This window comes from Pseudomonas asturiensis (assembly GCF_900143095.1).
Lineage (GTDB): Bacteria > Pseudomonadota > Gammaproteobacteria > Pseudomonadales > Pseudomonadaceae > Aquipseudomonas > Aquipseudomonas asturiensis.
This window is the reverse complement of sequence record NZ_FRDA01000004.1, coordinates 238,990-263,905: the sequence shown is the minus strand read 5'-3', so window position 1 is coordinate 263,905 and position 24,916 is coordinate 238,990. Positions and strand designations below refer to the sequence as shown.

The following is a 24,916-nucleotide window of genomic DNA, read 5'->3' as shown; positions in this document are numbered from 1 at the left end:
TTCATCGTCAAACAGTAGAGTGGAGCCGTACCCAGCCACGCGAGCGCCGCTCATGCCAGCCTCTTTGATACCCGCCGTACCGCCGCTCCTCGATACGCCCGTCGCCCTGGTCGATGTGCCGCGCATGCAGCGCAACATCCAGCGCATGCAGCAACGCATGAACAGCCTCGGCGTGCGCTTGCGTCCGCACGTCAAGACCAGCAAGTCATTGCCGGTCATTCAGGCGCAACTGGCCGCCGGTGCCCGCGGTGTAACGGTATCGACGCTTAAAGAAGCCGAGCACTGTTTTGCCAACGGCATCGACGACGTGTTTTACGCCGTCGCCATGGCGCCCGGCAAACTGAATCAGGCGCTGGCCCTGCGCCGCAAGGGTTGCCGCCTGAGCATCCTGACGGACAGTGTCATCGCCGCGCAGGCCATCGTTGCGTTTGGTCATGCACATGACGAGCCGTTCGAGGTGTGGATCGAGATCGACTGTGACGGCCACCGATCCGGCCTGAAGGCCGACGACAACGCACTGCTGGAGGTGGCGCGATTACTGACAGAAGGCGGCATGCAACTGCGTGGCGTGATGACCCATGCAGGCTCCAGCTACGATCTGGAGACACCTGAAGCGCTTCAGGCAATGGCCGAACAGGAACGCCTGCTGTGCGTCACGGCTGCCGACCGCATCCGCGGGGCCGGACTGCCCTGCCCCGAGGTCAGCATTGGTTCCACGCCCACCGCGTTGTCGGCGCAGGGCCTGGAAGGTGTGACCGAAGTCAGGGCCGGGGTCTACGTGTTCTTTGACCTGGTGATGCATAACATTGGCGTCTGCACTGCCGACGAACTGGCGTTGAGCGTGCTGACCACAGTCATCGGCCATCAGCAGGAAAAGGGCTGGATCATCGTCGACGCAGGCTGGATGGCGATGAGCCGTGATCGCGGCACGCAGCGCCAGCGGCAGGACTTTGGCTACGGCCAGGTCTGCACCGAAACCGGAGAATGGATTGAAGGCGCGAGAGTCACCGGTGCCAATCAGGAGCACGGCATCATCACCCTGGCGGCCGACGCCGGTGACGACATTACAACGCGCTTTGCGATTGGCAGCCGTTTGCGCATCCTGCCGAACCATGCCTGTGCCACCGGCGCGCAATTCCCTGACTATCACGCGCTGGATGCCGAGGGCGACGTGCACACCTGGAGTCGTCTGCATGGCTGGTGATATCGAACGGATCCACACGCCCGACGCTGCAGCGCCAGGCGGGCACTATTCCCAGGCCGTACGGCATCAGGGTGTGCTGCATGTCTCGGGGCAGTTGCCGGTGCGCGCCGACGGCAGTCACAGCGTCGATGAACCCTTCGAGGTGCAGGCGGCGATAGCGCTGGACAACCTGCTGGCCATTCTCGCCGCCGCCGGGTGCCGCGCCGATGACCTGATCAAGGTCACCGTCTACGTTGCAGGCATCCAGCACTGGCCCGCCTTCGACCGACTCTACGCCACGTATCTGGGCGACCATCGCCCGGCCCGTGCCGTCGTCCCTGTGCCAGAGCTGCATCATGGCTACCTGATCGAGATCGAAGCGCAGGCACGCAGCGCGCGCTGACACCTCACCTACAAGACCCTCAAGGAGATTCCATGAGCGCAGTCTCAGATTCCACCTGTCACTACCGCGCCGCGACCGCAGCGGACATGCCCGCTGCCCATGCTCTGTCAGTGCATCTGAAATGGCCGCATCGCGAAGAAGACTGGGCCATGGTGCAGCGCACCGCTCAAGGCTTCGTGGCCGAGCAGGCCGGGCAACTGATCGGTGTGGCGTTCACGTGTCATCAGGGCGACTGGTCGTCCATCGGCCTGGTGATCGTTAGCGACGCGCACCAGGGCAAAGGCATCGGACGTCGTCTGATGCACCTGTGCCTGGACGCCACAGCACCACGCACGCCGATTCTCAATGCGACAGAAGCCGGCGCGCCGCTATACCAGAGCATGGGCTTTGTCGATTACGCACGCATCCAGCAACATCAAGGGGTACCACAGTTGCCCGAGCAACTGCCGCTGGCCGCCGGTTCTGCACTGCGAACGCTGGGCCCAGCCGATCATCCAGCGCTGATCCGGCTGGCCAATGAAGGCAGTGGACTGGATCGCACGACAGTGCTGACAGACCTGTTGCGAGATGCCGAACATGCCGTCGGCATCGAAGTGGAGGGTCAGCTACAAGGCATCGCCTTGCTGCGCCGATTCGGTCGCGGCCACATCATCGGCCCGGTGGTAGCCCAGGATCAGACCCAGGCACGCCAGCTGATCTCTTGCTTGCTGCGCCTGATCCCCGACACCTTCGTGCGCTTCGACATTCTGTCCGACAGCGGGCTGGCACCCTGGCTGGAAAGCCTGGGACTGGCGTGTGTCGACCGAGCGCCGCGCATGGTCCTCGGCGCGCCACCACCGGTCAGCGACAAGGTCCGGCAGTTCACGCTGGTCACTCAGGCCATCGGCTGACAGGCCTGGGTGTACCGGCCAAAACAGCTCCATGCGCTTAGCGGCCCGCATACAGCAGATTATTCTTCGCAGCCTTCAAGATCGGCGCTTTTTATCCCGATCGCTTTGTTAGCGTATTGATCTGAAACGGATTGACCATGCCGTCGTTCCTCTATTGCTCCAGGGAGCCCGCTGGATGACCACACATTCTTCGAACAGCCATCGCGTCGATCCACAGACGGCGCAGCAGTTTTACATCGATGGTCACTGGTGCTCGCCAGTCGATCCAGCCACTTTGCCGGTGATCAACCCTGCCACGGAAGAAGTCGTGGCGCACGTTGCCAGCGGCTCGGCGGCGGATGTGGATCGGGCAGTGGCAGCGGCGCGAGCGGCCTTCCCTGCCTGGTCTGCGACGACGCCCCAGGCGCGCGCCGACGTGATTGGCCGCATTCATGCGCTGATCATCGAGCGCAAGGAAGACCTGGCGCAGGCACTCTCGCTGGAAATGGGTGCCTCCATCAGCTCGGCGCGGGCGATGCAGGTGCCACTGGCTGCCGAACACGTCCGGGTTGCGCGGGATCTGTTGGCCACCTATGCATTCCAGACCGTTGAAGGCAGCACCGCCATCCAGCGCGAACCCATCGGCGTCTGCGGTCTTATTACGCCGTGGAACTGGCCGCTGTATCAAATCACCGCCAAGGTCGCACCGGCCATTGCCGCAGGTTGTACCGTTGTGCTCAAGCCCAGCGAACTGTCGCCCTTGAGCGCACTGCTGTTCGCGCAACTGGTGCACGATGCCGGTTTGCCTGCCGGAGTGTTTAACCTCGTGAACGGCAGCGGCCCGGAAGTCGGCGGCGCGATGGCTGCGCACCCCGACATCGACATGATCTCCATCACTGGCTCCAATCGCGCAGGCGCTCTGGTTGCGCAGGCGGCCGCACCGACCGTCAAGCGCGTCACGCAGGAACTGGGCGGCAAATCCCCCAACGTCCTGTTGCCCGACGCCGACTTCGCCAAGGCTGTGCCGCCTGGCGTCATGGCTGCGTTCCGTAACGTCGGTCAGTCGTGCAGCGCACCGACGCGCATGATCGTGCCGAGGAACCGTCTGGCAGAAGTCGAGGCGCTGGCCATCGAAACTGCCAATGCGATCATCGTTGGCGATCCGCAATCGGAAAGCAGTGTGCTGGGCCCGATTGCCAACCAGGCCCAGTTTCATCGCGTGCAGGCGATGATCGAAGCGGGCCTTGAGGAAGGCGCAAAGCTGATCTGCGGCGGGCCTGGACGTGTCGAGGGCTTTGAGAAAGGCTTTTATGCACGCCCTACCGTATTCTCGGAAGTCGACTCCTCGATGCGCATCGCTCAGGAAGAAATCTTCGGCCCGGTGCTGTGCCTGATTGCTTACGACACCGTGGACGAGGCCGTGGCCATCGCCAACGACACGGTTTACGGGCTGGGGGCTCATGTACAAAGCCAGGACCTGCAGCAGGCCCGAGCCGTGGCCTCTCGCATCCGCGCCGGGCAAGTGCTCCTCAACTACCCGGCCTGGAACCCCATGGCACCGTTTGGCGGCTACAAGCGCTCCGGCAACGGGCGCGAATATGGCGTGCAGGGGTTTGAGGAATATCTGGAAACCAAGGCGATCGTCGGGTTCGGGGAGCAGTAACGACGCCGCGCTATGGCGCAGCAAACTCGTGGGAGCGGACTCGTCCGCGAATACTGTATTTCAGTCGCTGAATATTTGTCGGATGTACCGGCCTTTTCGCGGACAAACGGAACGCCGCCCGGTCCGCTCCACAAGAAGCTTCATCTCCAGGTGTGTACGTGTTTTTTGATGAACACATCGACGCGATTTAAAACCCAAAAAAATGCCAGGCACATGGCCTGGCATTGATACCCGCAACAGCAGCCGTCAGAACGGCAGCTTCATGCCCGGCGGCAGTTGCATGCCAGCGGTCATGGAAGCGGTCTTTTCCTGGCTGGCCTGTTCGATCTTGCGTACCGCGTCGTTGACGGCGGCGGCGATCAGGTCTTCCAGCACTTCCTTGTCTTCCTGCATCAGGCTGTCATCCAGGTTGATGCGCTTGACGTCATGACGACCGGTCATGACCACGCTCACCAGGCCAGCGCCCGATTGGCCGGTCACTTCTGCGTTGGCCAGTTCTTCCTGCATCTTGGCCATTTTTTCCTGCATTTGCTGGGCCTGCTTCATCAGGCCAGCCATGCCACCTTTCATCATGGGATATCTCCTCGAATATGGATGGTTCGTTTGCGCAGCGCATAAAGCGCCGTGCCGTCAGTTATTGAGCCTGTGCTGCCGGAGCGTCCACAGGCTTGATCGTATCCTCTCGAATCATCGCGCCAAACTGTTGCAGCATCTGCTGGATGAACGGGTCGGCATGAATCGAAGCCTCGGCCTGGCGCTGGCGCTCGGCACGCAGACGCGATGCGGCCTGGGCAGGGGTTTCCTGCTCGGGCTTGATCAGCTCGATAGACAGATTGATCGTGCGCCCCAGGAACTGGTTCAACGCATCGTTCAGACGACGTTGCTGAGTCGCGTTGAACAGCGCGCTGTGCGCCGGGTCCAGGTGCAGCAACCAGTGATCGCCCTCCTTGCCCATCAGCGTACAGTTGGCGGCGATACTGCCGGTCATGCCCGAGATGGGCAAGCCGGGAAACATGTCCAGCCATTCCAGTGCGAGGCCCGTGGCGGGCATCGCCGCCGGGGTCGGCTCGGGTTCGACCGGTTCGGCTTCACTGACGCTCTCGTGCGCCAGTTCATCCAGATAACTATACGAGGCCGGGTCGATGTCGACATCCGGCTCGACGTAGTCGTCGTCCGGCGGCGGCTCATCGTCGCGGTCCATGGGTGCTGAAAGGTAAGCAGCATCCGGTATGGCTTCGAGCATGGCAGGCGTGACCGCCTGCTCGGCAACCGGCTGTGGCTCTTCCGGGGCCTGCTGCTGTGCCTGTTGCTCCTCGATCTGCGGCGCGTCCGGCACGGGGCTGGCCGGTGCAGGCGTGGGCATGGGCGTGAGGTCAGGTTGTTCGCCAAGGGTCTCCAGGACCGGCTCGGCCACCGGCGCTTCGGCAGGTTGCGCAGCGGGCTCAGGCGTCGCCTCGGCAACAGGCGCCTTGGGCTCGTTCCATGGCAGGTCGATGTCTTCGGCAGGCGCTGGCTGTTCCGGCTCAGGTGCAGGTTTTACAGGGGCAGCCTTGATAGGTTCGGGCGCGGGTACCGTCGCCTCAAACGCCGGATCAGGTGCCGCCATCACAGGCGGTCGGGAGGCCACCGATGCAACAGGTGTCGCATCGGCCACTGCCTTGCGGGAATCAACCGTGGCCTGGCTGATCCCCACTGGCTTTAGCGGCTGCCTCGGCGCGTCTTCACTGTCAGCAGGCCGGAACGCCAGCATGCGCAGCAGAACCATCTCGAAACCGCCACGCGGGTCCGGGGCCAGGGGCAGATCACGCCGACCGATCAGACCCATCTGGTAATAGAACTGCACGTCTTCGGCTGGCAGCGCCTGCGCCAGAGCGAGCACACGATCACGGTCGCCATGCCCGTTGTCGACACCTTCAGGCAATGCCTGGGCAATCGCCACGCGGTGCAGGACGTTGAGGATTTCCGACAGCACGCCGTTCCAGTCAGGCCCCTGCTCGGCCAGATGCCGCACGGCCTCGAGCACGCCACGGGCATCGCCCTCCAGCAGCGCCGTCAGCACATCGAACACCTGACCATGATCCAGCGTACCGAGCATGGCGCGCACATCGGCGGCCATGACCTTGCCTTCACCGAAGGCAATCGCCTGATCGGTCAGGCTCATGGCATCGCGCATCGAGCCGTCCGCGGCGCGCCCCAACAGCCACAGCGCGTCGTCTTCGAATGGCACATTCTCGACACCCAGCACATGGGTCAGGTGCTCGACCACACGTTCCGGCGTCATGTTCTTCAGGGAGAACTGCAGGCAGCGCGAGAGGATGGTCGCCGGCAGCTTTTGCGGATCGGTCGTTGCCAGGATGAATTTGACGTAGGGCGGCGGCTCTTCAAGCGTCTTGAGCAAGGCGTTGAAGGAGTGGCTAGACAGCATGTGCACTTCGTCGATCAGGTAGACCTTGAAGCGCCCGCGACTCGGCGCGTACTGCACGTTGTCCAGCAGTTCGCGGGTGTCTTCGACCTTGGTGCGGCTGGCGGCGTCGATCTCGATCAGGTCCACGAAACGGCCTTCATCGATCTCCATGCACACCGAACAGGTGCCGCAGGGCGTCGAGGTAATGCCGGTTTCGCAGTTCAGGCACTTGGCGATGATGCGCGCGATGGTGGTCTTGCCAACGCCACGTGTACCGGTGAACAGATAGGCGTGATGCAGGCGCTGGCTGTCCAGCGCGTTGATCAGGGCCTTGAGCACATGTGTCTGGCCGACCATTTCGCGGAACGAGCGCGGACGCCATTTACGTGCAAGAACCTGATAACTCATTGAAAACCGTCGCGACTGGTAAGCGGAAGACCGCCAATGCTAGCCGAGCAGGGACAAAATTGCATCCGGTGTCCGGTTTATTGTGGTGCGAAGAACGAATTCACCGCTTCCTTAAAAGGTTTTCACCCCGGAACGCTGTTCGCGCTGTAGCAATACCGTCATATTGCATCGATACGCTCGCCTGAAATCTTTGGTAACACTTAATTCAGACAGGTATTGGCCATGACCGACAGACCCGACGACCCCACGACCAACCCCAGCCGTCGTCGCTTTCTGGGCGGCATGGCAGCGCTGGGCGCAGGCGTAACCCTTAGCAGTTATGTGACCGCCGGCGAGAAGCCCCCCGTTTCTGCCGAAAAGCACCTGACCGGTGCGGCGCTGGACAAGGCGCTGCGCGATAACGTCAAGACGGTGGTGGTGATCTACGCGGAAAACCGCAGCTTCAATAACCTGTTCGGCGATTTTCCCGGTGTGGAAAAACCCTTGTCAGCACTCAAGCCTGCCGACTATCAACAACGCGACCGCGATGGCAGCCTGCTAAGCACCTTGCCGCCCGCCTGGGGTGGCGTGCTGCAGGTCGGGCCGCAGACCGTTGACGGCGTGACCTACCCGGCTGGCGTGCAGTTTCAGGAAAACCTCCCCAATGCGCCCTTCCCGCTCAAAGGGCCAAATAAGGAAGACCTGCCGCTGAGCCTGGTCACCCGCGACCTGTGGCACGTGTTCTATCAGAACCAGATGCAGATCAACGAAGGCAAGAATGATCGTTTCGTGGCCTGGGCCGACTCGGGCGGCCTGACCATGGGCAACTACGCGCAGACTCAATACTCGCTGCGCCTGTGGGACGTGGCGAAGGAATTCGTGCTGTGCGACAACTTCTTTCAGGGTGCTTTCGGGGGGTCTTTTCTCAACCACCAGTACCTGATTTCAGCGACTGCGCCGATCTATCCCGACGCCGCCAACTCGCCCGCCAAATCGCAGATCGCGACGCTGCAGAGTGACAATCCGCAAGACCCGCGACTCAAACCACTGGAAAAGTCTCCCGCCAGCGCCATGGAAGGGCCGCCACAGTTCGGCCCCAGCGCCATTACCCCGGACGGCTTCGCGGTCAACACCCTGGCCCCGCCTTACTGGCCCACCTGGCTGCGCGACCCGCAGAATCCTGATTACTCCAAACCGGATCTGGCCAACGTACTGGTGCCGCAGAGCCACGAGCACATTGGTGACAAACTGTCGAAAAAGGACATCGACTGGGCGTGGTACGCGGGTGCCTGGCAAGTCACGCTGGACGAGTTCAAGGATTCCACCGGCATCCCGAAGATCCCCAACTTTCAATACCATCACCAGCCGTTCAACTACTTTACGCAGCAAGGCCCGCAGAATCCGGCCGAGCGCAAACGCAGGCTGCGTGACGGCGGGCTGGGCGATGAGTCGGGCACTAACCGTTTTCTGGCTGATGCCGAGGCCGGCAAGCTGCCTGCGGTCACGTTCTATAAACCCCAGGGCAACCTGAACATGCACGCCGGTTATGCCGACGTCGCATCGGGTGACCGGCACATCGACCGCGTGGTCAAAGTGCTGCGCAACAGCCCGCAGTGGGAGAACATGGTGATCGTGATAACGGTCGACGAAAACGGCGGCTGGTGGGACCACGTTGCGCCGCCCAAGGGCGACCGCTTCGGCCCTGGCAGCCGGGTCCCGGCGCTGGTCATCTCACCGTTCGCCCGTAAAGGCACGGTTGACCACACGGTCTACGACACCGCCTCGATCCTGCGCTTGATCACCCGCGTGCATGGCCTGGAAAAACTTGACGGCCTCAAGCGCCGCGACGACGCGATGATCGCCCGCGGGCAGCAACCCATGGGCGATCTGACCAACGCCTTGCAGTTCTCGAACCACCACAAGGCCTGACGCCAGCATCAGGCGTGGGCGTTTTGCGCCTCCAGCGCGGTCAGCTGTGACGCTCTGGACGGCGGCAAGGACGCGACGTACACCGTGCGTGACGGAAAGGCGAAGCGCACATCCATGTCGGCAAACGCCTCCATGATGTCCAGATTGATCGCCTGCTGCACGTCCATGTAAACGTTATAACTGGGGTCGAGCACGATGTAGACCGTCTCGAACTCCAGTGACGTCTCGCCAAAGCTGCGGAAATGCGAGCGGTCGAACCGGGCGTTTTCCTGACTGCGAATGATCTCTTCGACTTTCTTTGGCACTTCGCGCACCTGGTCTGCCGAGCAGTCATAGGTCAGCCTGAAATCGAAGACGATGCGACGTTCCTGCAACCGCTTGTAGTTCTGAATGGTGCTGCCGATCATGTCGGCGTTGGCCATGACGATCTGCTCGCCGCCCAGGCTGCGGATGCGTGTGGTCTTCAGGCCGACATGCTCGACTGTGCCCGACAGCGCGCCCACCACAATGAAATCACCGATCTCGAACGGCTTGTCCACGGCAATGGATAACGAGGCGAATACGTCGCCGAGAATGTTCTGCACCGCCAGCGCCACGGCGATGCCGCCCACGCCAAGGCTGGCGACGAACGCCGTGATGTTCACCCCGACATTGGACAGCATTGCCATCAGCACCGTGGCCCACAGCAGGACCTTCGCGCCCCACAGGCTCAAGGTCGCCAGCGCACTGCCCTGAAACGTGCTGGTGGTGCTGTGACGGGCGAAATAGCGGTACAACGCCAGCGCTATCGCGCGGTTCGCCCAGAGCCCGACCTGCAAGGCCGCGACCACGAACCAGAGGCTGCTGACCCGCCCGAGCCAGCGCTCCGGCAGATCGAGCATGCCGACCCCGATCAACAACGAGGCCAGCAATAACAGCGTATTGCTGGTGCCGGACAGCACCTCGACAGCGATGTAACTCAAGTGCGCATTGGGCGCCGACGAGCGTGTGCGGATCTTTCGCAGCACAAACCCGATAGCCCCACGAACCAGGACGAAGCTCAGCGTCGATGCGACGATAGCCAGAATCCAGTTCGCCAGCGAAATACCCAGAAATTGTGAGTCTGTGAAAAAGAGGATGATGTCATGTTCCATTCGGCCCCCCGGCTGCATTGCTGCGAGACGCCCGACCGAAAAGCCTTTGACACCCGCAGCGACTTGATATGCCCCTTGCCGTAACACGGTTTCAAGCGACGCGTAGGGTTTTAGGTGGCCTGATGGCTTGAGCGTTCAGATTAATTTGCCGATTGAACGGAATCGACGAAACATTCGGGAATAAGGCTTTTGGAGAGACAGGATTCTGGAGGTTGATTCTGGAGGTTATTGCTGCGTCGAGGACCGACAGAGGAGTCGTTAAGGTGGTGCCCCCACCAGCCACACCCCGGCACACAATGTTCCCGCTGTGGCTGCTTCCTTCCGGATCTGACCAGGTTCACGGGTAATCGTTGCGGGGGGACCGATGGGGTCACCATAACGACGCTCACCAGTAGGCGAGCCGCGCCATTGTACCGGTCTGGAGCGAGTTTACAACCTCCGGCCCGGATAAAAATTTCGATCAGGCTCAAGCACTTGTGTGACAGGGGCTGAAGCGTTGCCCGTCTGTGCCACAGATGGGCGGCAACGCTGGAATCGGAGCCGAAGCCTCCTGTAACCTGCCTCCCCTACCCACAATCAGCCGACAGGTTGCTCATGCAGACTCGATTGGTCAGCTACGAAGAACTCACCCCCACTCAATGCACGCTGCTTGAAACGCTCGAGATCGCACCGGAACAGATTCAGTTCTCGGGCGATATCCATACGGCGCTCAATACCCTGCTGGTCAATCCCAACGCCGATATTGCGGGGTTCGTGCTGCTGGTCGACGAGATACCCAAGGGTTTTTTCATGCTCAAGCGCGGGGAATGCCTGCCGCATTGGGCATCGGAAGACGCGACCGCCACCTTGCATGCGCTGCAGATCGATCGTCGCGAACAGGGCAAGGGATTGGGCAAGGTGTGCTTGAAAGCGCTGCCAGCCGCGCTGGGGTTGAAGTGGCCGGACATCAGGCAACTGATGCTGTCAGTGGACGCGGACAATGCAGCCGCTATCGGGCTGTACGTGGGTCAGGGCTGGATAGACACCGGCGAAGCCTATCGCGGTCGGATAGGCTTCGAACGGCGGCTGGTGTTGAAGCTTCAGGATGAAAGCAGCTACAGCAGCTAAGCCCAACGGGTGCGGAAGACAACGTGTCGGCGCAGATGCCCGCCCAGTCAATCCTGTGTCGCCTGAAAGACTGCATGGCCGGCAAGCCGCATCCCGTCAAAGCCCGATAAACCCCTGAACAAGAGGCTTTTCTGGAGCAGACTGTGGGAGCGGACTTGTCCGCGAAAAGGTCGTTACACCCGACGAAGATGCAACAGCTGAGCTGCTGCATTCGCGGACAGGCGGAACATCGCCTGGTCCGCTCCCAAGGTCCGGTGTTCCGCCAGAACGTCTACTGCGCCTGCAATACCTCATCCGCCTTGCCACCGGCATCCTGGATGACCAGATGGATGAAGTGCAGCTTGGCGATGACGGCGGGCGGCAGCACGAACGGATAGAAATCCGGCTGACCCATGCTGCGCGACAGCTCGTTGAGCATGCTGGCCAGTTCGATCCAGGCGTTGACGAACGACAGGAACGCCGGACCGCCTGGATGTTGCGGGTCGAACAGCGTCTCCAGCGGAAACGGCTGGTAGTCCAGTTCCATGTCGCGGGCGCTCATGCCGAAGCCCAGCGCAGTATCGACCGCATCCATCATGTGCAAGTAATGCGCCCAGGTCTCAGCCCAGTCTTCCCACGGGTGCATGGTGGCGTAGGCGCTGACGAAACTTTCCTGCCAGTTGTCCGGCGCACCGTTTTTATAGTGGTGATCCAGTGCGTCGGCATAGCTGGCCCGCTCGTCACCGAACAGGTTGCGATAGCTTTCCTGCCAATACGTATTGGCGATCAGCCGGTCCCAGTAGTAATGCCCGACTTCATGACGGAAGTGACCGAGCAGTGTGCGATAGGGTTCGTGCATCTTCACCCGGATCGCTTCACGGTGCGCGTCGTCGGCCTCTTCGATGTTCAGCGTGATCAGGCCATTGGCGTGACCGGTGGTCGGCAGGTTGCCTTCCAGATCCACGCCGACAAAGTCGAACGCTAGCCCGGCTTCTTCATCGACTGTCTTGGGGATAACCTTCAGGCCGAGGGATATCAACTGCGCGACCAGACGGCGCTTGGCCGTTTCGACCTTGCGCCAGCGCTCGCCGTTTTCCGGGATCGACAGGTCAGGAATGGTCCGGTTCAGGCTGCACGCGACGCAGAACTCACCCGCGTTGTGCGCAGGAAACAGCCAGTTGCAGGCCGCTGGCGTGTCGAGGTTGGCACAACGCCGATAGACACCTGCGCCGAGTTCATCGCTCAAGCGCCATGTGCTGGGCTCAGGCCCTGGCTCCAGCGACGCAATACGCCCCTGCTCAGGCAGATAACCCAGCGCTGCCGAGCAAGCCAGGCATTGGGTATTGGGGAAAAACACCGACTGGCCGCACTGACATTGCCAGACTTTACTGTTGCGTTTGGTTTCACCGACAAAGGGCGCGGTGATACGTGAACTTAATTGCTCGAAAAAGCGATACATGGCGATCTCCCGTGGGCCTTGCATGGACTAGATCATGTCGAAGCTTCAGGGGTTCAAAATATTATCGGGCCAACTGAATCCAGTCGAACAACGGCGGTTTTGTGGGCCAAAAGGGTGCTTGCGGGCGCTCGTCGTTACACAAATCCTACTGGATAACCGCAGAACGAATGAACTGCACCCCGTGGGAGCGGACGTGTCCGTGAAAGCCATGGCTCTTCAGCGGATGTACTGGCCTCTTCGTGAGCAAGCTCACTCCCACTGTGATGTGAACTGCACCGCCGCTATCGCCGGCAAGCCGCCTCCCACCACCTGATTATCAATCCACCGCCACACCCAGTTCGCTCAGGCGCGACAGCAGCGCATCTTCATCCAGCACTGTCAGGCCCAGTTCATTGGCTTTGGTCAGCTTCGAGCCCGCACCCGGTCCTGCAACCACAGTATGGGTCTTGGCCGAGACCGAGCCTGAGACCTTGGCACCCAGGCTTTCGAGTTTTTCCTTGGCGACCTCGCGGCTCATACGCTCCAGGGTGCCGGTCAGCACCCAGGTCTGCCCGGCCAGCGGCAGGCCTTCGACGACCTTTTTCTCGCTGCGCCAGTGCATACCGAAGTCCTTGAGTTGCGCTTCGATAGCCCGGGCACGCTCGGCGTTGGCCGTATCATCGAAGAAATCACGCACTGCTTTCGCCTGCTTCTCCGGCAACGCCTGACGCATATCCAGCCAGTCTGCGCTAATCACGGCCTCCAGCGTGCCGAACTTGTCGGCCAGCTTCTGTGCGGCACCCGGACCGACCGAAGGCACGTGCAGTTTGTCGATCAAACTTTCAAGCGTGGTACTGGCAGCGAACTCGGCACCCAGCTCACCCTGATCCTGCAATTGCAGACCGCATTCGCCCAGCAGTGCGTCGATCACGTGACGGTTGTGCTCATCCTCGAAGAAGCTGTGAATCTCATGAGCGACTTCCAGGCCGACGTCCGGCAGGTACGTGAGCACTTCAGGCAGCGCCTGCCTGACGCGATCCAGAGACGCCAGCGAACGCCCCAGCACCTTGGCCGTCTCCTCACCAACATCCGGAATACCCAGCGCGTAGATGAAGCGTGACAGCGTTGGCTGACGACTGTCGGCAATCGCCTTGAGCAGCTTTTCGCTGGAGATTTTGGCAAAACCTTCCAGGTCGATGATCTGCTCGTATTCGAGTTTGTAGAGGTCGGCAGGCGAGCCGATCAGCTTTTCGTCCACCAGTTGCTCGATGGTCTTGTCGCCCAGGCCTTCGATGTCCATGGCGCGACGCGACACATAATGGATGATGGCCTGCTTGAGCTGTGCGCCACAGGCCAGGCGACCCACGCAACGGTACACCGCGCCTTCGCTGACGGTTGCCTTGCCCTTGCTGCGCTTGATCAGCTGCGTGCGTTCGACATGCGAGCCGCACACCGGACAGGTTTTCGGTACCTCGACTGGCCGGGCGTCGTCGGGACGACGCTCCATGACCACCTGCACGACCTGCGGGATGACATCCCCGGCACGACGAATGATCACCGTGTCGCCGATCATCAGGCCCAGGCGCGCCACTTCGTCCATGTTATGCAGGGTCGCATTGGCAACCGTGACACCCGCAACCTTCACCGGCTTCAAACGCGCAACCGGGGTCACCGCGCCGGTGCGTCCCACCTGAAATTCGACGTCCAGCAGCTCGGTCAGCTCTTCCATGGCCGGGAATTTATGAGCAATTGCCCAGCGCGGCTCGCGGGCACGGAAACCCAGTTCACGCTGGTCGGCCAGTCGGTTGACCTTGAACACCACGCCGTCGATCTCGTAGCTCAGCGACAAACGCCGCTCGCCGATATCACGGTAGTAGTCCAGACACGCTTCGATACCATCCGCCAGCTTCAGTTCGTGACTGACCGGCATGCCCCATGCCTTGAGCTGATTGAGCACGCCCACGTGGGTATCAGCCACTTCAGCAGAAACCTGGCCCAGGCCATAGCAGCAGAATTCCAGCGGACGGTTGGCGGTGATCTTCGAATCCAGCTGGCGCAGGCTCCCGGCAGCAGCGTTGCGCGGGTTGGCGAAGGTCTTGCCGCCCACTTCCAGCTGGCTGGCGTTAAGCCGCTCGAAACCGGCCTTGGACATGAACACTTCGCCACGCACTTCCAGCACGTCAGGCCAGCCGGTGCCATGCAGCTTGAGCGGAATGTTGCGCACCGTGCGCACATTGACGCTGATGTCCTCACCTGTCGCCCCGTCACCCCGCGTCGCGCCACGCACCAGCGCGCCGTCGCGGTACAACAGACTGACCGCCAGGCCGTCGAGCTTGGGCTCGCAACTGTACTGAACCTTGCGACTGCCTTCCGGCAGATCCAGGCCTTCGGTTACCCGACGGTCGAACTCATGCATGTCGTTTTCTTCGAACGCGTTGCCCAGGCTGAGCATCGGCATCTCGTGACGCACCTGAGTGAACGCCGACAACGCCGCGCTGCCAACCCGCTGGGTGGGCGAATCGGGCGTCACCAGATGCGGGTTCTCGGCTTCCAGCGCCTTGAGTTCATGAAACAGGCGGTCGTATTCGACATCGGGAATGCTGGGCTCATCCAGAACGTGGTAGCGGTAGTTATGCTGATCCAGCTCTGCGCGCAGTTCCAGGATTCGGGTTTCGACGGCCTTCATACGGTGTTCTCTCAAAAAGCAAAAGAGCAGCCTGGGCTGCTCGATCGGATGGTTCTGTTGTACCGGTATCCGGCCCTGGTGGAATGCAGTGGATGCGATTCAACCAGGGCCGACACGGTAGAGGCTCAGCCGCGACGCTGAGTCAATGCACGACGCTCGAATTCAACGATGCGCTGGCGATAGTGCTCGATGGTCTGTGCGGTCATCACGCTACGTTGATCATCCTTCAGCTCGCCGTCCAGTTCGTGCGCCAGCTTGCGGGCCGCCGCGACCATGACGTCGAATGCCTGCTTGGGATGACGCGGACCCGGCAGACCGAGGAAGAAGCTCACGGCACGGGTACTGAAATGGTCGATGTCGTCCAGATCGAACACGCCCGGCTTGACCGCGTTGGCCATGGAAAACAGCACTTCGCCGTTACCTGCCATGCTTTCGTGACGGTGGAAGATGTCCATTTCGCCGAAACGCAGGCCGCTCTCCAGAATGTTCTGCAACAACGCAGGCCCCTTGAAACCGCCTTCGCTGCGCGAGATCACGCTGATGACCAGCACTTCTTCGACCGGAGGCAGGTCCTTGTCTTCGGTGATGGTCTGGGTCGGCTTGTCGTCCGGGAAATCGTCGTCGCGGCCTGTGAACAGACTCGGGCCGTCCATGTCCAGGTTCAGGTCGCCCTGATGCGGCTCGCCCTTGCGCTTCTTGTCGCTGTTGCTGCGTTTGCTCTCACGCGTGTTCTCGCGTGCGTTGTCCCGCGGGCTGGCGCTCATCGACGGCAGGTCGTGTTCGTCAAGCTGCGGTTCCTTGTGAGTATCCAGTACACGGGGCGGCCCCAGCACTTCGGCGGAGGTGGTTTCCTCGTCGTCCGGAAGGTTGGAGAAGCTGCGGTCCAGCCTGAATTTCAATTTCCCCTTGCCGCCGCGCATACGGCGCCAGCCATCGAAGAGAATACCGGCAATGACAATTATGCCGATGACGATCAGCCACTCGCGCAGACCGATTTCCATGTAATCCAGTGCCTCTAATGAAGAATTCTGAAAATAAGGGCCTAAACCCCTTTAATACGTGGTGCCAAGTCTATGTTCTGACTGGCATTTTGCCCACGCGAAAATAAAAAGTGGTCACTAAACTAGCACGACCAAAGGTAACTTTACACCGTCTGTAACACCTCTTTGGCGCACAAATTGATATCTACCGCACGGACCTCACATTTTCAGGGCCGGTACTGCCATTTTCCCCACCGAATCGGGTGTATTTGCCCAGGTTTTGTACGAAAAGTCGGCGAGCGAAGGTCAGGCAAGGCAAAAACAGGCGAGGAAGCGGAGTCTACGTGTTGTAAATGAGCATTCCGAGCCTGTTTTTAACGCAGCATCACCGAGCGCAGCCACTTTTCGTACAGAGCCTAAGCATCCACTAGCGCCATGGCCTCCTCGACATCCACCGCCACCAACCGTGAACAGCCCGGCTCATGCATGGTGACCCCCATCAGCTGATCGGCCATCTCCATGGCGATCTTGTTGTGGGTGATGTAGATGAACTGCACCGTTTGCGACATCTCCTTCACCAGTCGGGCGTATCGGCCAACGTTGGCGTCGTCCAGCGGCGCATCGACTTCGTCGAGCATGCAGAACGGCGCCGGATTGAGTTTGAAAATGGCAAAAACCAATGCCAGTGCAGTCAGTGCTTTTTCCCCACCGGACAGCAAATGAATGGTGCTGTTTTTCTTGCCAGGAGGACGCGCCATGATTGTCACCCCTGTATCGAGTAAATCTTCGCCCGTCAGTTCCAAATAAGCGGAGCCACCACCGAAAACTTTTGGGAAAAGTGCCTGAATTCCGCTGTTTATCTGATCGAAGGTATCCTTGAAGCGATTGCGGGTCTCCTTGTCGATCTTGCGGATCACGTTTTCCAGTGTCTCCAGTGCCTCGACCAGATCGGCATCCTGAGCATCCAGATAGCGCTTGCGCTCGGACTGCTGCTGGTATTCGTCGATGGCAGCCAGGTTGATCGCGCCCAGGCGCTGGATACGTGCGGCGATGCTTTCCAGTTGCTGCTCGGCGGCCTGCTCGCTGGCTTCAGGCGTCAGTGTGGCGAGCACGCCGTGCAGGTCGTAGCCATCTTCATGCAGCTGATCCTGCAGAGCCTTGCGGCGCACCGTCAGGGCCTGCCATTCCAGACGCTGCTGTTCGAGCTGGCCGCGCAGCAATTGCGACTGTTGCTCGGCCTGGGTACGGCGCTTTTCAGCGTCACGCAGTTCGCGATCCGCGTCTTCCAGGGCGTTCTTGGCGATGCGCATTTCGTCATCGACCACCATGCGCCGCTCCAGCAACTCCTCGAGCTTGAGGCGCAGTTCTTCCAGCGGCGCTTCGCCCTCCTCCAGGTTCAGGCTCAACTGCTCGCGCTTTTCCGTCAGGCGCTCGGACTGCATCTGCAAGCGCTCCAGCGCCTGACGTGTCGAGTCATGCTGCGCCTTGAGCGATCCCAGACGCACCGCCAACTGATGGCTGCGGTCCTTGTGCAGGCGGGCTTCCTGGCGCACGCGGTCCAGTCGCTCGCGCAGGCTGTCGCGCTGGGCCTGCAGCACCTCACGTTGTTCGGTGTCTTGCGCCATGGCGTCCAGCGCGTCCTGCAACTCAAGACGCGACTCGCCCAGATGCTCATGTTCGACGGCACGTTGCTCGCCCAGCTCGGCCAGCTCTTCATCCAGACGGGTACGACGTAGCGTCAGCTGTTCGACCTTGGCCTTGGCCGCTGACAGCTGCGCCTTGAGCTCGCTTTGCTGACGGGTCTCGTCCTGCACGCGACGGCGCAGTTGCTCTCTTGATTCTTCCTGCTGCGATTGCTGCTCGCGCAGGGTCAGCAGCTGTTCTTCCAGCGCGGCCAGCGTCGCTTCGCGCTCGTCACGCTCAATGCCGAGTTGCTGCAATTCCTGACCGCGTGCCAGCACGCCGCTCTGGGCTTCGCTGGCGCGCCGGACTCGCAGAAAATGCCGCCCGACCCAATAACCGTCGCGACTGATCAGGCTCTGACCAGCGGCCAGTTGCCCACGCCGGGCCAGCGCCTCGTCCAGATCGTTGACCGGGATCACCTGCCCCAGCCAGGCGGTCAGGTCGATATCGCTTTCCACCTTTTCAAGCAGGCTGCCCGCGATACGCTGGGTGTCGGCACTCGCGCTCAACAGACGCAGATCGCCCTGCTGGAAATTCGCCAGGTCCAGCCCGTCGAAATCATCGACCAGCACGGCCTGCAAGTCGGCACCCAGCACGGTTTCGACTGCCATTTCCCAGCCAGCCTCCACCGTGAGGCTTTGCGCCAGGCGCGGGCGCTGATCCAGTTGCTGGTCACGCAGCCATTCGGCCGTACCGGTATCGGGATCGAGAGCAGCCTGTTGCAGGGCTTCCAGCGAGGCCAGTCGGCCGTTGAGACGCTGCAACTGGCCCTGCGCCTGTTGTTGATCCTGATTGGCGCGCTGCAAGGCTTCGCGCAATTGCTCAAGACGCTCGACAGCCTGCTCTTCGCCCAGATGCAGCTCTTCAAGGGTCATGTCACGGGTGGCGAGGTCTTCGCTCAGTTCGAGAATCGCGGCGTCTTCAGGGTCGGCGGCCAGCAACTGGCGCTCCTCTGCCAGACGCCGCTGGCGCTCGGCCAGCCGCTCCATGCTTTGTTCAAGCTGCTGGATGCGCGATTGCTGAACCTGGGCCTGACGCTGTGGCTCGGCAGACTGCTGATTGAACACATCCCACTGCTCCTGCCAGCCCTGCATGGCCGCTTCGGCGTCCTCAAGGGCGATGGCCGACTCTTCGGCCGCTGCGCTGGTGATTTCCTGCTCGGGCTCGAGCATGTCCAGCTCTTCGCTCAGGGTCGCCAGCAACGTGGTGTCGTGGCCCAAATGCGATTCGGTTTCCTGGCGCGCGCGTTCGGCCTCGCGCAGATCGTCCTGCAACTGGCGCAGACGCTGCTGATCGTGCTGGATGCTCTGCTCGACGCGGGCAATGTCGCCGCCCACCGAATAGAAACGGCCCTGCACCAGATTGAAGCGCTCGGAGAGGTCATGATGGCCGTCACGCAGCCTTTCGATGCTGGCGTCGGCACTGCGCTGATCGGCGACCAGCGCCTCGAAGCCGACCTCTTGTCCGCCGATCACCGATTCACGCTGACCGACCTGCTCGTTCAACGCCTGCCAGCGCAGCGCTGACAGTTGCGCCTTGAGCTGGCGTTCTTCGGTCTTGTATTCCTGATACTTCTCGGCGGCCTGAGCCTGTCGGTGCAGCCGCTCAAGCTGACGCTCCAGCTCTTCACGCAGATCGGTCAGGCGCGCAAGGTTTTCGTGCGTTCGACGGATGCGATTTTCGGTCTCTCGGCGGCGCTCCTTGTACTTGGAAATGCCTGCCGCTTCTTCGATGAAATTGCGCAGGTCCTCGGGCTTGGCTTCGATCAGCTTGGAGATCATGCCCTGCTCGATGATCGAGTAGCTGCGCGGCCCCAGACCGGTGCCGAGGAAAATATCGGTAATGTCACGACGACGGCATTTGGTGCCGTTGAGGTAGTAGCTGTTCTGGCTGTCTCGGGTCACTTTGCGGCGAATGGAAATTTCCGCGTAGGCCGCATATTCGCCCACCAGCGTGCCATCGGAGTTATCGAACACCAGCTCGATACTCGCCTGACTGACCGGTTTGCGACTGGTCGAGCCATTGAAGATGACGTCGGTCATCGACTCGCCGCGCAGGTTCTTGGCCGAGCTTTCGCCCATGACCCAGCGCACGGCGTCGATGATGTTGGATTTGCCACACCCGTTGGGGCCGACAACGGCCGCCATATTGCTGGGGAAGTTCACCGTGGTGGGATCGACGAAGGACTTGAATCCCGCCAGCTTGATGCACTTCAGGCGCATGGCGTCAGCTCGCTGCCAAAGCGGAAAGAACCGACTGACAACTGCGCTGGCAGTAACTGACCAGTACCACACGAACCTGCGCAAGGTCCCGCGCCACGACCGCTTCCAGCAGCTGGCCAAACAGCTCCACGTAATCGCTCATCTCGGCCTTGCGCTGTTCGAGGGCCAGAAAGTAGCTGCGGCTCATGGACGGCTGCAGGTTCTCGATGGTCTCTTCAAGGTACGGATTGTTGGCAAACGGATATGCGGCGCGCATGACATTGAAGCTCTCTTCGACGAAAGCCTTGACGTCGACGCTTTCGAAGCTGGCCTGCAGACGCTGTTGAATGGCCAGAAACGGCGCCAGATCGTCCGGGCTTTTCCAGTGTTCGGCGACCGCGTTGGCCAGCAGAATGTACAGCTCGCTCATCAGCGCGCAGAGGCTGGTGACATTGTGGGCGTTGAGCACCGTGACCTGCGCACCACGGCGCGGCAGGATCGCGACCAGATGGCGGCGTTCCAGAATCAGCAGTGCTTCGCGCACTGAACCACGACTGACGTTCAACGCCTGCGTGACTTTTTGCTCCTGGATTCGCTCTCCAGGCTTGAGCTCACCGCGGATGATCCGTTCCGCAAGGTGATGGGCTATTTGCTCAGCGAGGCTGTCCGGTGCCTTGAACGTCATGACTATCCTTCAAAAAACCAGTTCTACAAACAAGAGGCGGAGTGTATCGCAACCAACAGGCATGGCGCAGGGCCACGACCACCGAATCTGGCACGAAACACGCAAAACCTCGACCATTGCCCGACAGGCGATTCAAAGCGTGTGACGCTTTTGATCGGCAGAGGTGCCGAAAACCTGATTTCCTGACCCGAGGGTCAGAAACAAATTGACCCAATAAACAAAGCTGATAAATTCATCGACATGTCCGATGACAGTCAATTGAGGGCATTACGCCGTGATTCAGTTCCTTTTGAACCAAGCGCTAAAAACCGAGCGTACCCTCGATCCGAACATGACCGTGCTGACCTATCTGCGTGAGCAGGCACACAAGCCCGGCACCAAGGAAGGGTGCGCCAGCGGTGACTGCGGCGCCTGCACTGTTGTGGTAGGCGAGCTGGAAACCGACGCCACGGGCGAGCAACACCTGCGCTATCGCAGCCTGAATTCATGCCTGACCTTTGTCGCTTCGCTGCATGGCAAGCAATTGATCAGTGTCGAGGACCTCAAGCATCAGGGCCGCTTGCACAGCGTCCAGCAGGCGATGGTCGAGTGTCACGGCTCGCAATGCGGCTTCTGCACGCCAGGCTTCGTGATGTCGCTGTTTGCTCTGCAGAAGAACAGCGAGCAGGCCGATGTCCATCAGGCCCACGAAGCGCTGGCCGGCAATCTATGCCGTTGCACGGGCTATCGCCCGATTCTGGCCGCCGCCGAACAGGCCTGCGCCCAGCGTGAGCCTGATCAGTTCGATCAGCTTCGAGCACAGACCATTGAGCGCTTGCGCGCCATCGCCCCGCACCAGACCGGCGAGCTGAACGACGGTGAAAAACGCTGTCTGATCCCGCTGACCGTCGCCGATCTCGCCGACCTGTATGACGCAAACCCTCAGGCACGCCTATTGGCTGGCGGCACCGATCTGGCACTGGAAGTGACCCAGTTCCACAAGGCGCTGCCGGTGATGATCTATGTCGGGCACATCGAGGCGATGAAGCGCGTCGAGCGTTTCGAGGATCGCCTGGAGATCGGCGCAGCCACGCCGCTGACCGATTGTTACGCCGCACTCACAGCCGAATACCCCGACTTCGGCGAGCTGCTGCAACGCTTCGCTTCGTTGCAGATTCGCAACCAGGGCACGTTGGGCGGCAACATCGGCAACGCCTCTCCTATCGGCGACGCCCCGCCACTGCTGATCGCGCTCGGGGCGCAGATTGTGCTGCGCAAAGGTGCTGCCCAACGCACGCTGGCGCTGGAGGATTACTTCATCGATTACAAGGTCACAGCGCGTCAGGAAAGCGAGTTCATCGAAAAAATCATCGTGCCGACTGCAAACGCTCTTCAGGTATTCAAAGCCTACAAGGTGTCCAAGCGACTGGACGATGATATCTCGGCGGTCTGCGCAGCCTTTCACCTGCAGATCACCGACGGCTTCATCGAACACGCGCGGGTGGCCTTCGGCGGCATGGCAGCCATTCCAAAACGTGCAGCGGCCTGTGAGCGGGCATTGGCTGGACAGCGCTGGACCAGCGAGACCGTCGAGCGCGCCTGCACGGCGCTGGGTGAAGACTTCACCCCGCTGACGGACTTCCGTGCCAGCAAGGAATACCGCCTACTCAGTGCCCGCAATCTGTTGCGCAAATGCTTCATCGAATTGCAGACACCTCACACACCAACGCGGGTGACTCACTATGTCTGACCACGCCCCGCTCACTCAGGCCGAGATGGCAGCTCTGTTCGAGCAAGGAATCACCACCGGCGCAGGTCGCAGCGTCAAGCATGACAGCGCCGACAAGCACGTGTCCGGCGAAGCCGTGTACATCGATGACCGGCTGGAGTTTCCCAATCAATTGCATGTGTATGCCCGGCTGTCAGACCGCGCCCATGCACGTATCCTCAGCGTCGACACCACGCCTTGCTACGCGATCGAAGGCGTGCGGATCGTCATCACTCACGAAGACATTCCAGGCCTGAAAGACATCGGTCCGTTGCTGCCCGGCGACCCGCTGCTGGCCATCGACAAGGTCGAGTTCGTCGGCCAGCCGGTGCTGGCCGTGGCCGCGCGCGATCTGGACACTGCCCGCGAGGCCGCCATGGCGGCGGTGATCGAATACGAAGACCTGGAACCGGTGCTGGATGTGGTGCAGGCTTTGCGCCAGAAGCATTTCGTGCTCGACAGCCACACCCACAAGCGCGGCGACTCGGCAACGGCGCTGCAAGGCGCACCCCATCGCCTGCAAGGCAGCCTGCACATCGGCGGGCAGGAACATTTCTACCTGGAGACACAGATCGCTTCGGTGATGCCCACTGAAGATGGCGGCATGATCGTCTACAGCTCGACCCAGAACCCTACCGAAATCCAGAAACTGGTGGCTGAGGTGCTGGACGTTCCGATGAACCGGATCGTGGTCGACATGCGCCGTATGGGCGGCGGCTTCGGAGGCAAGGAAACCCAGGCGGCCAGTCCCGCGTGCCTGTGCGCCGTCGTGGCACGACTGACCGGCCAGCCGACCAAGATGCGCCTGCAACGCGTCGAAGACATGATCATGACCGGCAAGCGGCACCCGTTCTACATCGAGTACGACGTGGGGTTTGACGACACCGGTCGTCTGCAGGGCATCGAGCTGGATCTGGCCGGCAACTGCGGCTACTCGCCGGACTTATCGGCATCGATCGTTGATCGCGCCATGTTTCACGCCGATAACGCGTATTACCTCGGCGAAGCGACGATCAACGGCCATCGCTGCAAGACTCACACGGCATCCAACACCGCGTACCGCGGCTTCGGCGGGCCGCAAGGCATGGTCGCCATCGAAGAGGTCATGGACTGCATCGCCCGCTACCTGGGCAAGGACCCGCTGGCCGTGCGCAAGGTCAACTACTACGGCAAGACTGAGCGCAACGTCACGCATTATTACCAGACCGTCGAGCACAACCTGCTGGAAGAAATGACGGCGGACCTGGAGCAGAGCTGCGAGTACGCCGAGCGTCGCGAAGCCATTCGCGCTTTCAATGCCGGCAGCCCGATCCTGAAGAAAGGCCTGGCGCTGACACCGGTGAAGTTCGGCATTTCCTTTACGGCCAGTTTTCTCAATCAGGCCGGTGCGCTGATCCACATTTACACCGACGGCAGCATTCACCTGAACCATGGCGGCACCGAAATGGGCCAAGGCTTGAACGTCAAGGTCGCGCAGGTGGTGGCCGAGGTGTTTCAGGTGGATATCGAGCGCATCCAGATCACCGCCACCAACACCGACAAGGTGCCCAATACCTCGCCCACGGCGGCCTCCAGCGGCACCGACCTCAACGGCAAGGCCGCGCAGAACGCGGCCGAGATCCTCAGGCAACGACTGGTCGTATTTGCGGCACGGCATTTCAAGGTCGAGGAACACCAGGTCGAGTTTCGCAATGGGCATGTGCGGGTCGGCGACACCCTGTTGTCGTTCGCCGAACTGGCTCAGTTGGCGTGGATGGGTCAGGTGTCACTGTCCAGCACCGGCTATTACAAAACGCCGAAAATCTTCTACGACCGCAGTCAGGCGCGGGGCCGGCCGTTCTATTACTTTGCCTTTGGCGCGGCCTGTGCCGAAGTGATCGTCGACACCCTGACCGGCGAATACAAGATGCTGCGCACCGACATCCTGCATGACGTTGGCGCCTCGCTGAATCCTGCCATCGATATCGGCCAGGTCGAAGGCGGTTACATTCAGGGCGCTGGCTGGCTGACCACCGAAGAGCTGGTGTGGAACGCCAAGGGCAAACTGCTGACCACAGGTCCCGCGTCGTACAAAATCCCGGCCGTGGCCGACATGCCGCTGGACCTGCGGGTCAAGCTGGTGGAGAACCGCAAGAACCCGGAAGACACGGTGTTTCACTCCAAAGCTGTGGGTGAGCCGCCGTTCATGCTGGGGATCGCGGCGTGGTGCGCGATCAAGGATGCGGTTGCCAGCCTCGCCGACTACCGCCACCAACCCCGAATCGACGCCCCTGCGACGCCGGAGAAGGTGTTGTGGGGCTGCGAGCAGATGCGTGAGTGGGGGGAAACGGTATGTTTGTAACCGCTACAAACGGCTCCTCACGGAGCGTGAGCACAACCGTCACTCGACTCGTGGGAACGAGCTTGCTCGCGAAGCAGCCAGTACAAGCACTGCACCTA

The 24,916-nt window shown here is 61.1% G+C and carries 16 protein-coding genes and 1 other RNA gene; 8 read left to right on the top strand and 9 right to left on the bottom strand.

Annotated elements, in window-relative coordinates:
* The first annotated feature begins 52 nt into the window (after positions 1–52).
* From BUB69_RS09240 to BUB69_RS09225, 4 genes are all read left to right on the top strand, one after another.
* Positions 53–1,204 (top strand): DSD1 family PLP-dependent enzyme, encoded by a 1,152-nt coding sequence (locus tag BUB69_RS09240; RefSeq protein WP_141121837.1) that lies wholly within the window; start codon positions 53–55, stop codon positions 1,202–1,204.
* The gene (locus BUB69_RS09235) at positions 1,194–1,586 is read left to right on the top strand and encodes a RidA family protein (protein WP_073165022.1); all 393 of its coding nucleotides are present in this window, start codon (positions 1,194–1,196) and stop codon (positions 1,584–1,586) included. Before BUB69_RS09240 ends, BUB69_RS09235 begins: the two co-directional genes overlap by 11 nt.
* 32 nt (positions 1,587–1,618) lie before the next feature.
* Entirely contained in the window at positions 1,619–2,476 is an 858-nt protein-coding gene (locus BUB69_RS09230; protein WP_073165019.1) for a GNAT family N-acetyltransferase, read from the top strand.
* Positions 2,477–2,651: 175 nt separating this feature from the next.
* A complete protein-coding gene (locus tag BUB69_RS09225; protein WP_073165016.1) occupies positions 2,652–4,118 on the top strand; it encodes an aldehyde dehydrogenase family protein in 1,467 nt (488 codons plus the stop codon).
* 246 nt (positions 4,119–4,364) lie between these two features.
* Here BUB69_RS09225 and BUB69_RS09220 read toward each other — a convergent pair whose 3' ends face one another.
* Both BUB69_RS09220 and dnaX read right to left on the bottom strand, forming a co-directional pair.
* Complete coding sequence (locus tag BUB69_RS09220; protein WP_004886053.1) at positions 4,365–4,691, bottom strand: YbaB/EbfC family nucleoid-associated protein; 327 nt, start codon at positions 4,689–4,691, stop codon at positions 4,365–4,367.
* A 61-nt stretch (positions 4,692–4,752) separates the two neighbouring features.
* Positions 4,753–6,930, bottom strand: a complete 2,178-nt coding sequence (dnaX, locus tag BUB69_RS09215; protein WP_073165013.1) for a DNA polymerase III subunit gamma/tau — start codon at positions 6,928–6,930, stop codon at positions 4,753–4,755.
* 222 nt (positions 6,931–7,152) lie between these two features.
* Between dnaX and BUB69_RS09210 the strand changes: the two genes are divergently transcribed.
* Positions 7,153–8,838, top strand: a complete 1,686-nt coding sequence (locus BUB69_RS09210) for an acid phosphatase (RefSeq protein ID WP_073165009.1) — start codon at positions 7,153–7,155, stop codon at positions 8,836–8,838.
* Between the two features lie 8 nt (positions 8,839–8,846).
* On the opposite strand, the gene BUB69_RS09205 is transcribed toward BUB69_RS09210, so the two are convergent.
* A complete protein-coding gene (locus BUB69_RS09205) occupies positions 8,847–9,971 on the bottom strand; it encodes a mechanosensitive ion channel family protein (RefSeq protein ID WP_073165006.1) in 1,125 nt (374 codons plus the stop codon).
* A 270-nt stretch (positions 9,972–10,241) separates the two neighbouring features.
* An RNA gene (gene ffs / locus BUB69_RS09200) (signal recognition particle sRNA small type) lies at positions 10,242–10,338 on the bottom strand.
* Between the two features lie 227 nt (positions 10,339–10,565).
* Between ffs and BUB69_RS09195 the strand changes: the two genes are divergently transcribed.
* Entirely contained in the window at positions 10,566–11,078 is a 513-nt protein-coding gene (locus tag BUB69_RS09195) for a GNAT family N-acetyltransferase (RefSeq protein WP_073165003.1), read from the top strand.
* A gap of 271 nt (positions 11,079–11,349) precedes the next feature.
* Here the strand turns inward: BUB69_RS09195 and BUB69_RS09190 are convergent, their stop codons facing one another.
* The 5 genes from BUB69_RS09190 to BUB69_RS09160 form a co-directional block, all read right to left on the bottom strand.
* Positions 11,350–12,516, bottom strand: coding sequence for a zinc-binding metallopeptidase family protein (locus BUB69_RS09190; RefSeq protein WP_073165675.1), 1,167 nt, complete (start codon positions 12,514–12,516; stop codon positions 11,350–11,352).
* Between the two features lie 316 nt (positions 12,517–12,832).
* Positions 12,833–15,181 (bottom strand): NAD-dependent DNA ligase LigA, encoded by a 2,349-nt coding sequence (gene ligA, locus BUB69_RS09180; protein WP_073164996.1) that lies wholly within the window; start codon positions 15,179–15,181, stop codon positions 12,833–12,835.
* A 125-nt stretch (positions 15,182–15,306) separates the two neighbouring features.
* Positions 15,307–16,182, bottom strand: coding sequence for a cell division protein ZipA (zipA, locus tag BUB69_RS09175; protein ID WP_073164993.1), 876 nt, complete (start codon positions 16,180–16,182; stop codon positions 15,307–15,309).
* Positions 16,183–16,577: 395 nt separating this feature from the next.
* Positions 16,578–20,066 (bottom strand): chromosome segregation protein SMC, encoded by a 3,489-nt coding sequence (gene smc, locus BUB69_RS09165; RefSeq protein WP_073164990.1) that lies wholly within the window; start codon positions 20,064–20,066, stop codon positions 16,578–16,580.
* Positions 20,067–20,070: 4 nt separating this feature from the next.
* A complete protein-coding gene (locus BUB69_RS09160) occupies positions 20,071–20,730 on the bottom strand; it encodes a GntR family transcriptional regulator (protein WP_073164987.1) in 660 nt (219 codons plus the stop codon).
* A 274-nt stretch (positions 20,731–21,004) separates the two neighbouring features.
* On the opposite strand from BUB69_RS09160, the gene xdhA reads away from it, so the two are divergent.
* Together xdhA and xdhB are read left to right on the top strand one after the other, a co-directional pair.
* Positions 21,005–22,459, top strand: a complete 1,455-nt coding sequence (gene xdhA / locus BUB69_RS09155; RefSeq protein WP_073164984.1) for a xanthine dehydrogenase small subunit — start codon at positions 21,005–21,007, stop codon at positions 22,457–22,459.
* Complete coding sequence (gene xdhB, locus BUB69_RS09150; RefSeq protein ID WP_073164981.1) at positions 22,452–24,818, top strand: xanthine dehydrogenase molybdopterin binding subunit; 2,367 nt, start codon at positions 22,452–22,454, stop codon at positions 24,816–24,818. Before xdhA ends, xdhB begins: the two co-directional genes overlap by 8 nt.
* Positions 24,819–24,916 lie beyond the last annotated feature (98 nt).

Bases quoted from the DNA above. Each gene is read 5' to 3' on its own strand.
- zipA (WP_073164993.1), bottom strand. From the start codon at position 16,182: ATGGAAATCGGTCTGCGCGAGTGGCTGATCGTCATCGGCATAATTGTC.
- BUB69_RS09210 (WP_073165009.1), top strand. From the start codon at position 7,153: ATGACCGACAGACCCGACGACCCCACGACCAACCCCAGCCGTCGTCGC.
- BUB69_RS09195 (WP_073165003.1), top strand. From the start codon at position 10,566: ATGCAGACTCGATTGGTCAGCTACGAAGAACTCACCCCCACTCAATGC.
- ligA (WP_073164996.1), bottom strand. From the start codon at position 15,181: ATGAAGGCCGTCGAAACCCGAATCCTGGAACTGCGCGCAGAGCTGGAT.
- BUB69_RS09230 (WP_073165019.1), top strand. From the start codon at position 1,619: ATGAGCGCAGTCTCAGATTCCACCTGTCACTACCGCGCCGCGACCGCA.
- BUB69_RS09220 (WP_004886053.1), bottom strand. From the start codon at position 4,691: ATGATGAAAGGTGGCATGGCTGGCCTGATGAAGCAGGCCCAGCAAATG.
- BUB69_RS09190 (WP_073165675.1), bottom strand. From the start codon at position 12,516: ATGTATCGCTTTTTCGAGCAATTAAGTTCACGTATCACCGCGCCCTTT.
- BUB69_RS09240 (WP_141121837.1), top strand. From the start codon at position 53: ATGCCAGCCTCTTTGATACCCGCCGTACCGCCGCTCCTCGATACGCCC.
- BUB69_RS09235 (WP_073165022.1), top strand. From the start codon at position 1,194: ATGGCTGGTGATATCGAACGGATCCACACGCCCGACGCTGCAGCGCCA.
- BUB69_RS09205 (WP_073165006.1), bottom strand. From the start codon at position 9,971: ATGGAACATGACATCATCCTCTTTTTCACAGACTCACAATTTCTGGGT.
- BUB69_RS09160 (WP_073164987.1), bottom strand. From the start codon at position 20,730: ATGACGTTCAAGGCACCGGACAGCCTCGCTGAGCAAATAGCCCATCAC.
- xdhB (WP_073164981.1), top strand. From the start codon at position 22,452: ATGTCTGACCACGCCCCGCTCACTCAGGCCGAGATGGCAGCTCTGTTC.
- smc (WP_073164990.1), bottom strand. From the start codon at position 20,066: ATGCGCCTGAAGTGCATCAAGCTGGCGGGATTCAAGTCCTTCGTCGAT.
- dnaX (WP_073165013.1), bottom strand. From the start codon at position 6,930: ATGAGTTATCAGGTTCTTGCACGTAAATGGCGTCCGCGCTCGTTCCGC.
- BUB69_RS09225 (WP_073165016.1), top strand. From the start codon at position 2,652: ATGACCACACATTCTTCGAACAGCCATCGCGTCGATCCACAGACGGCG.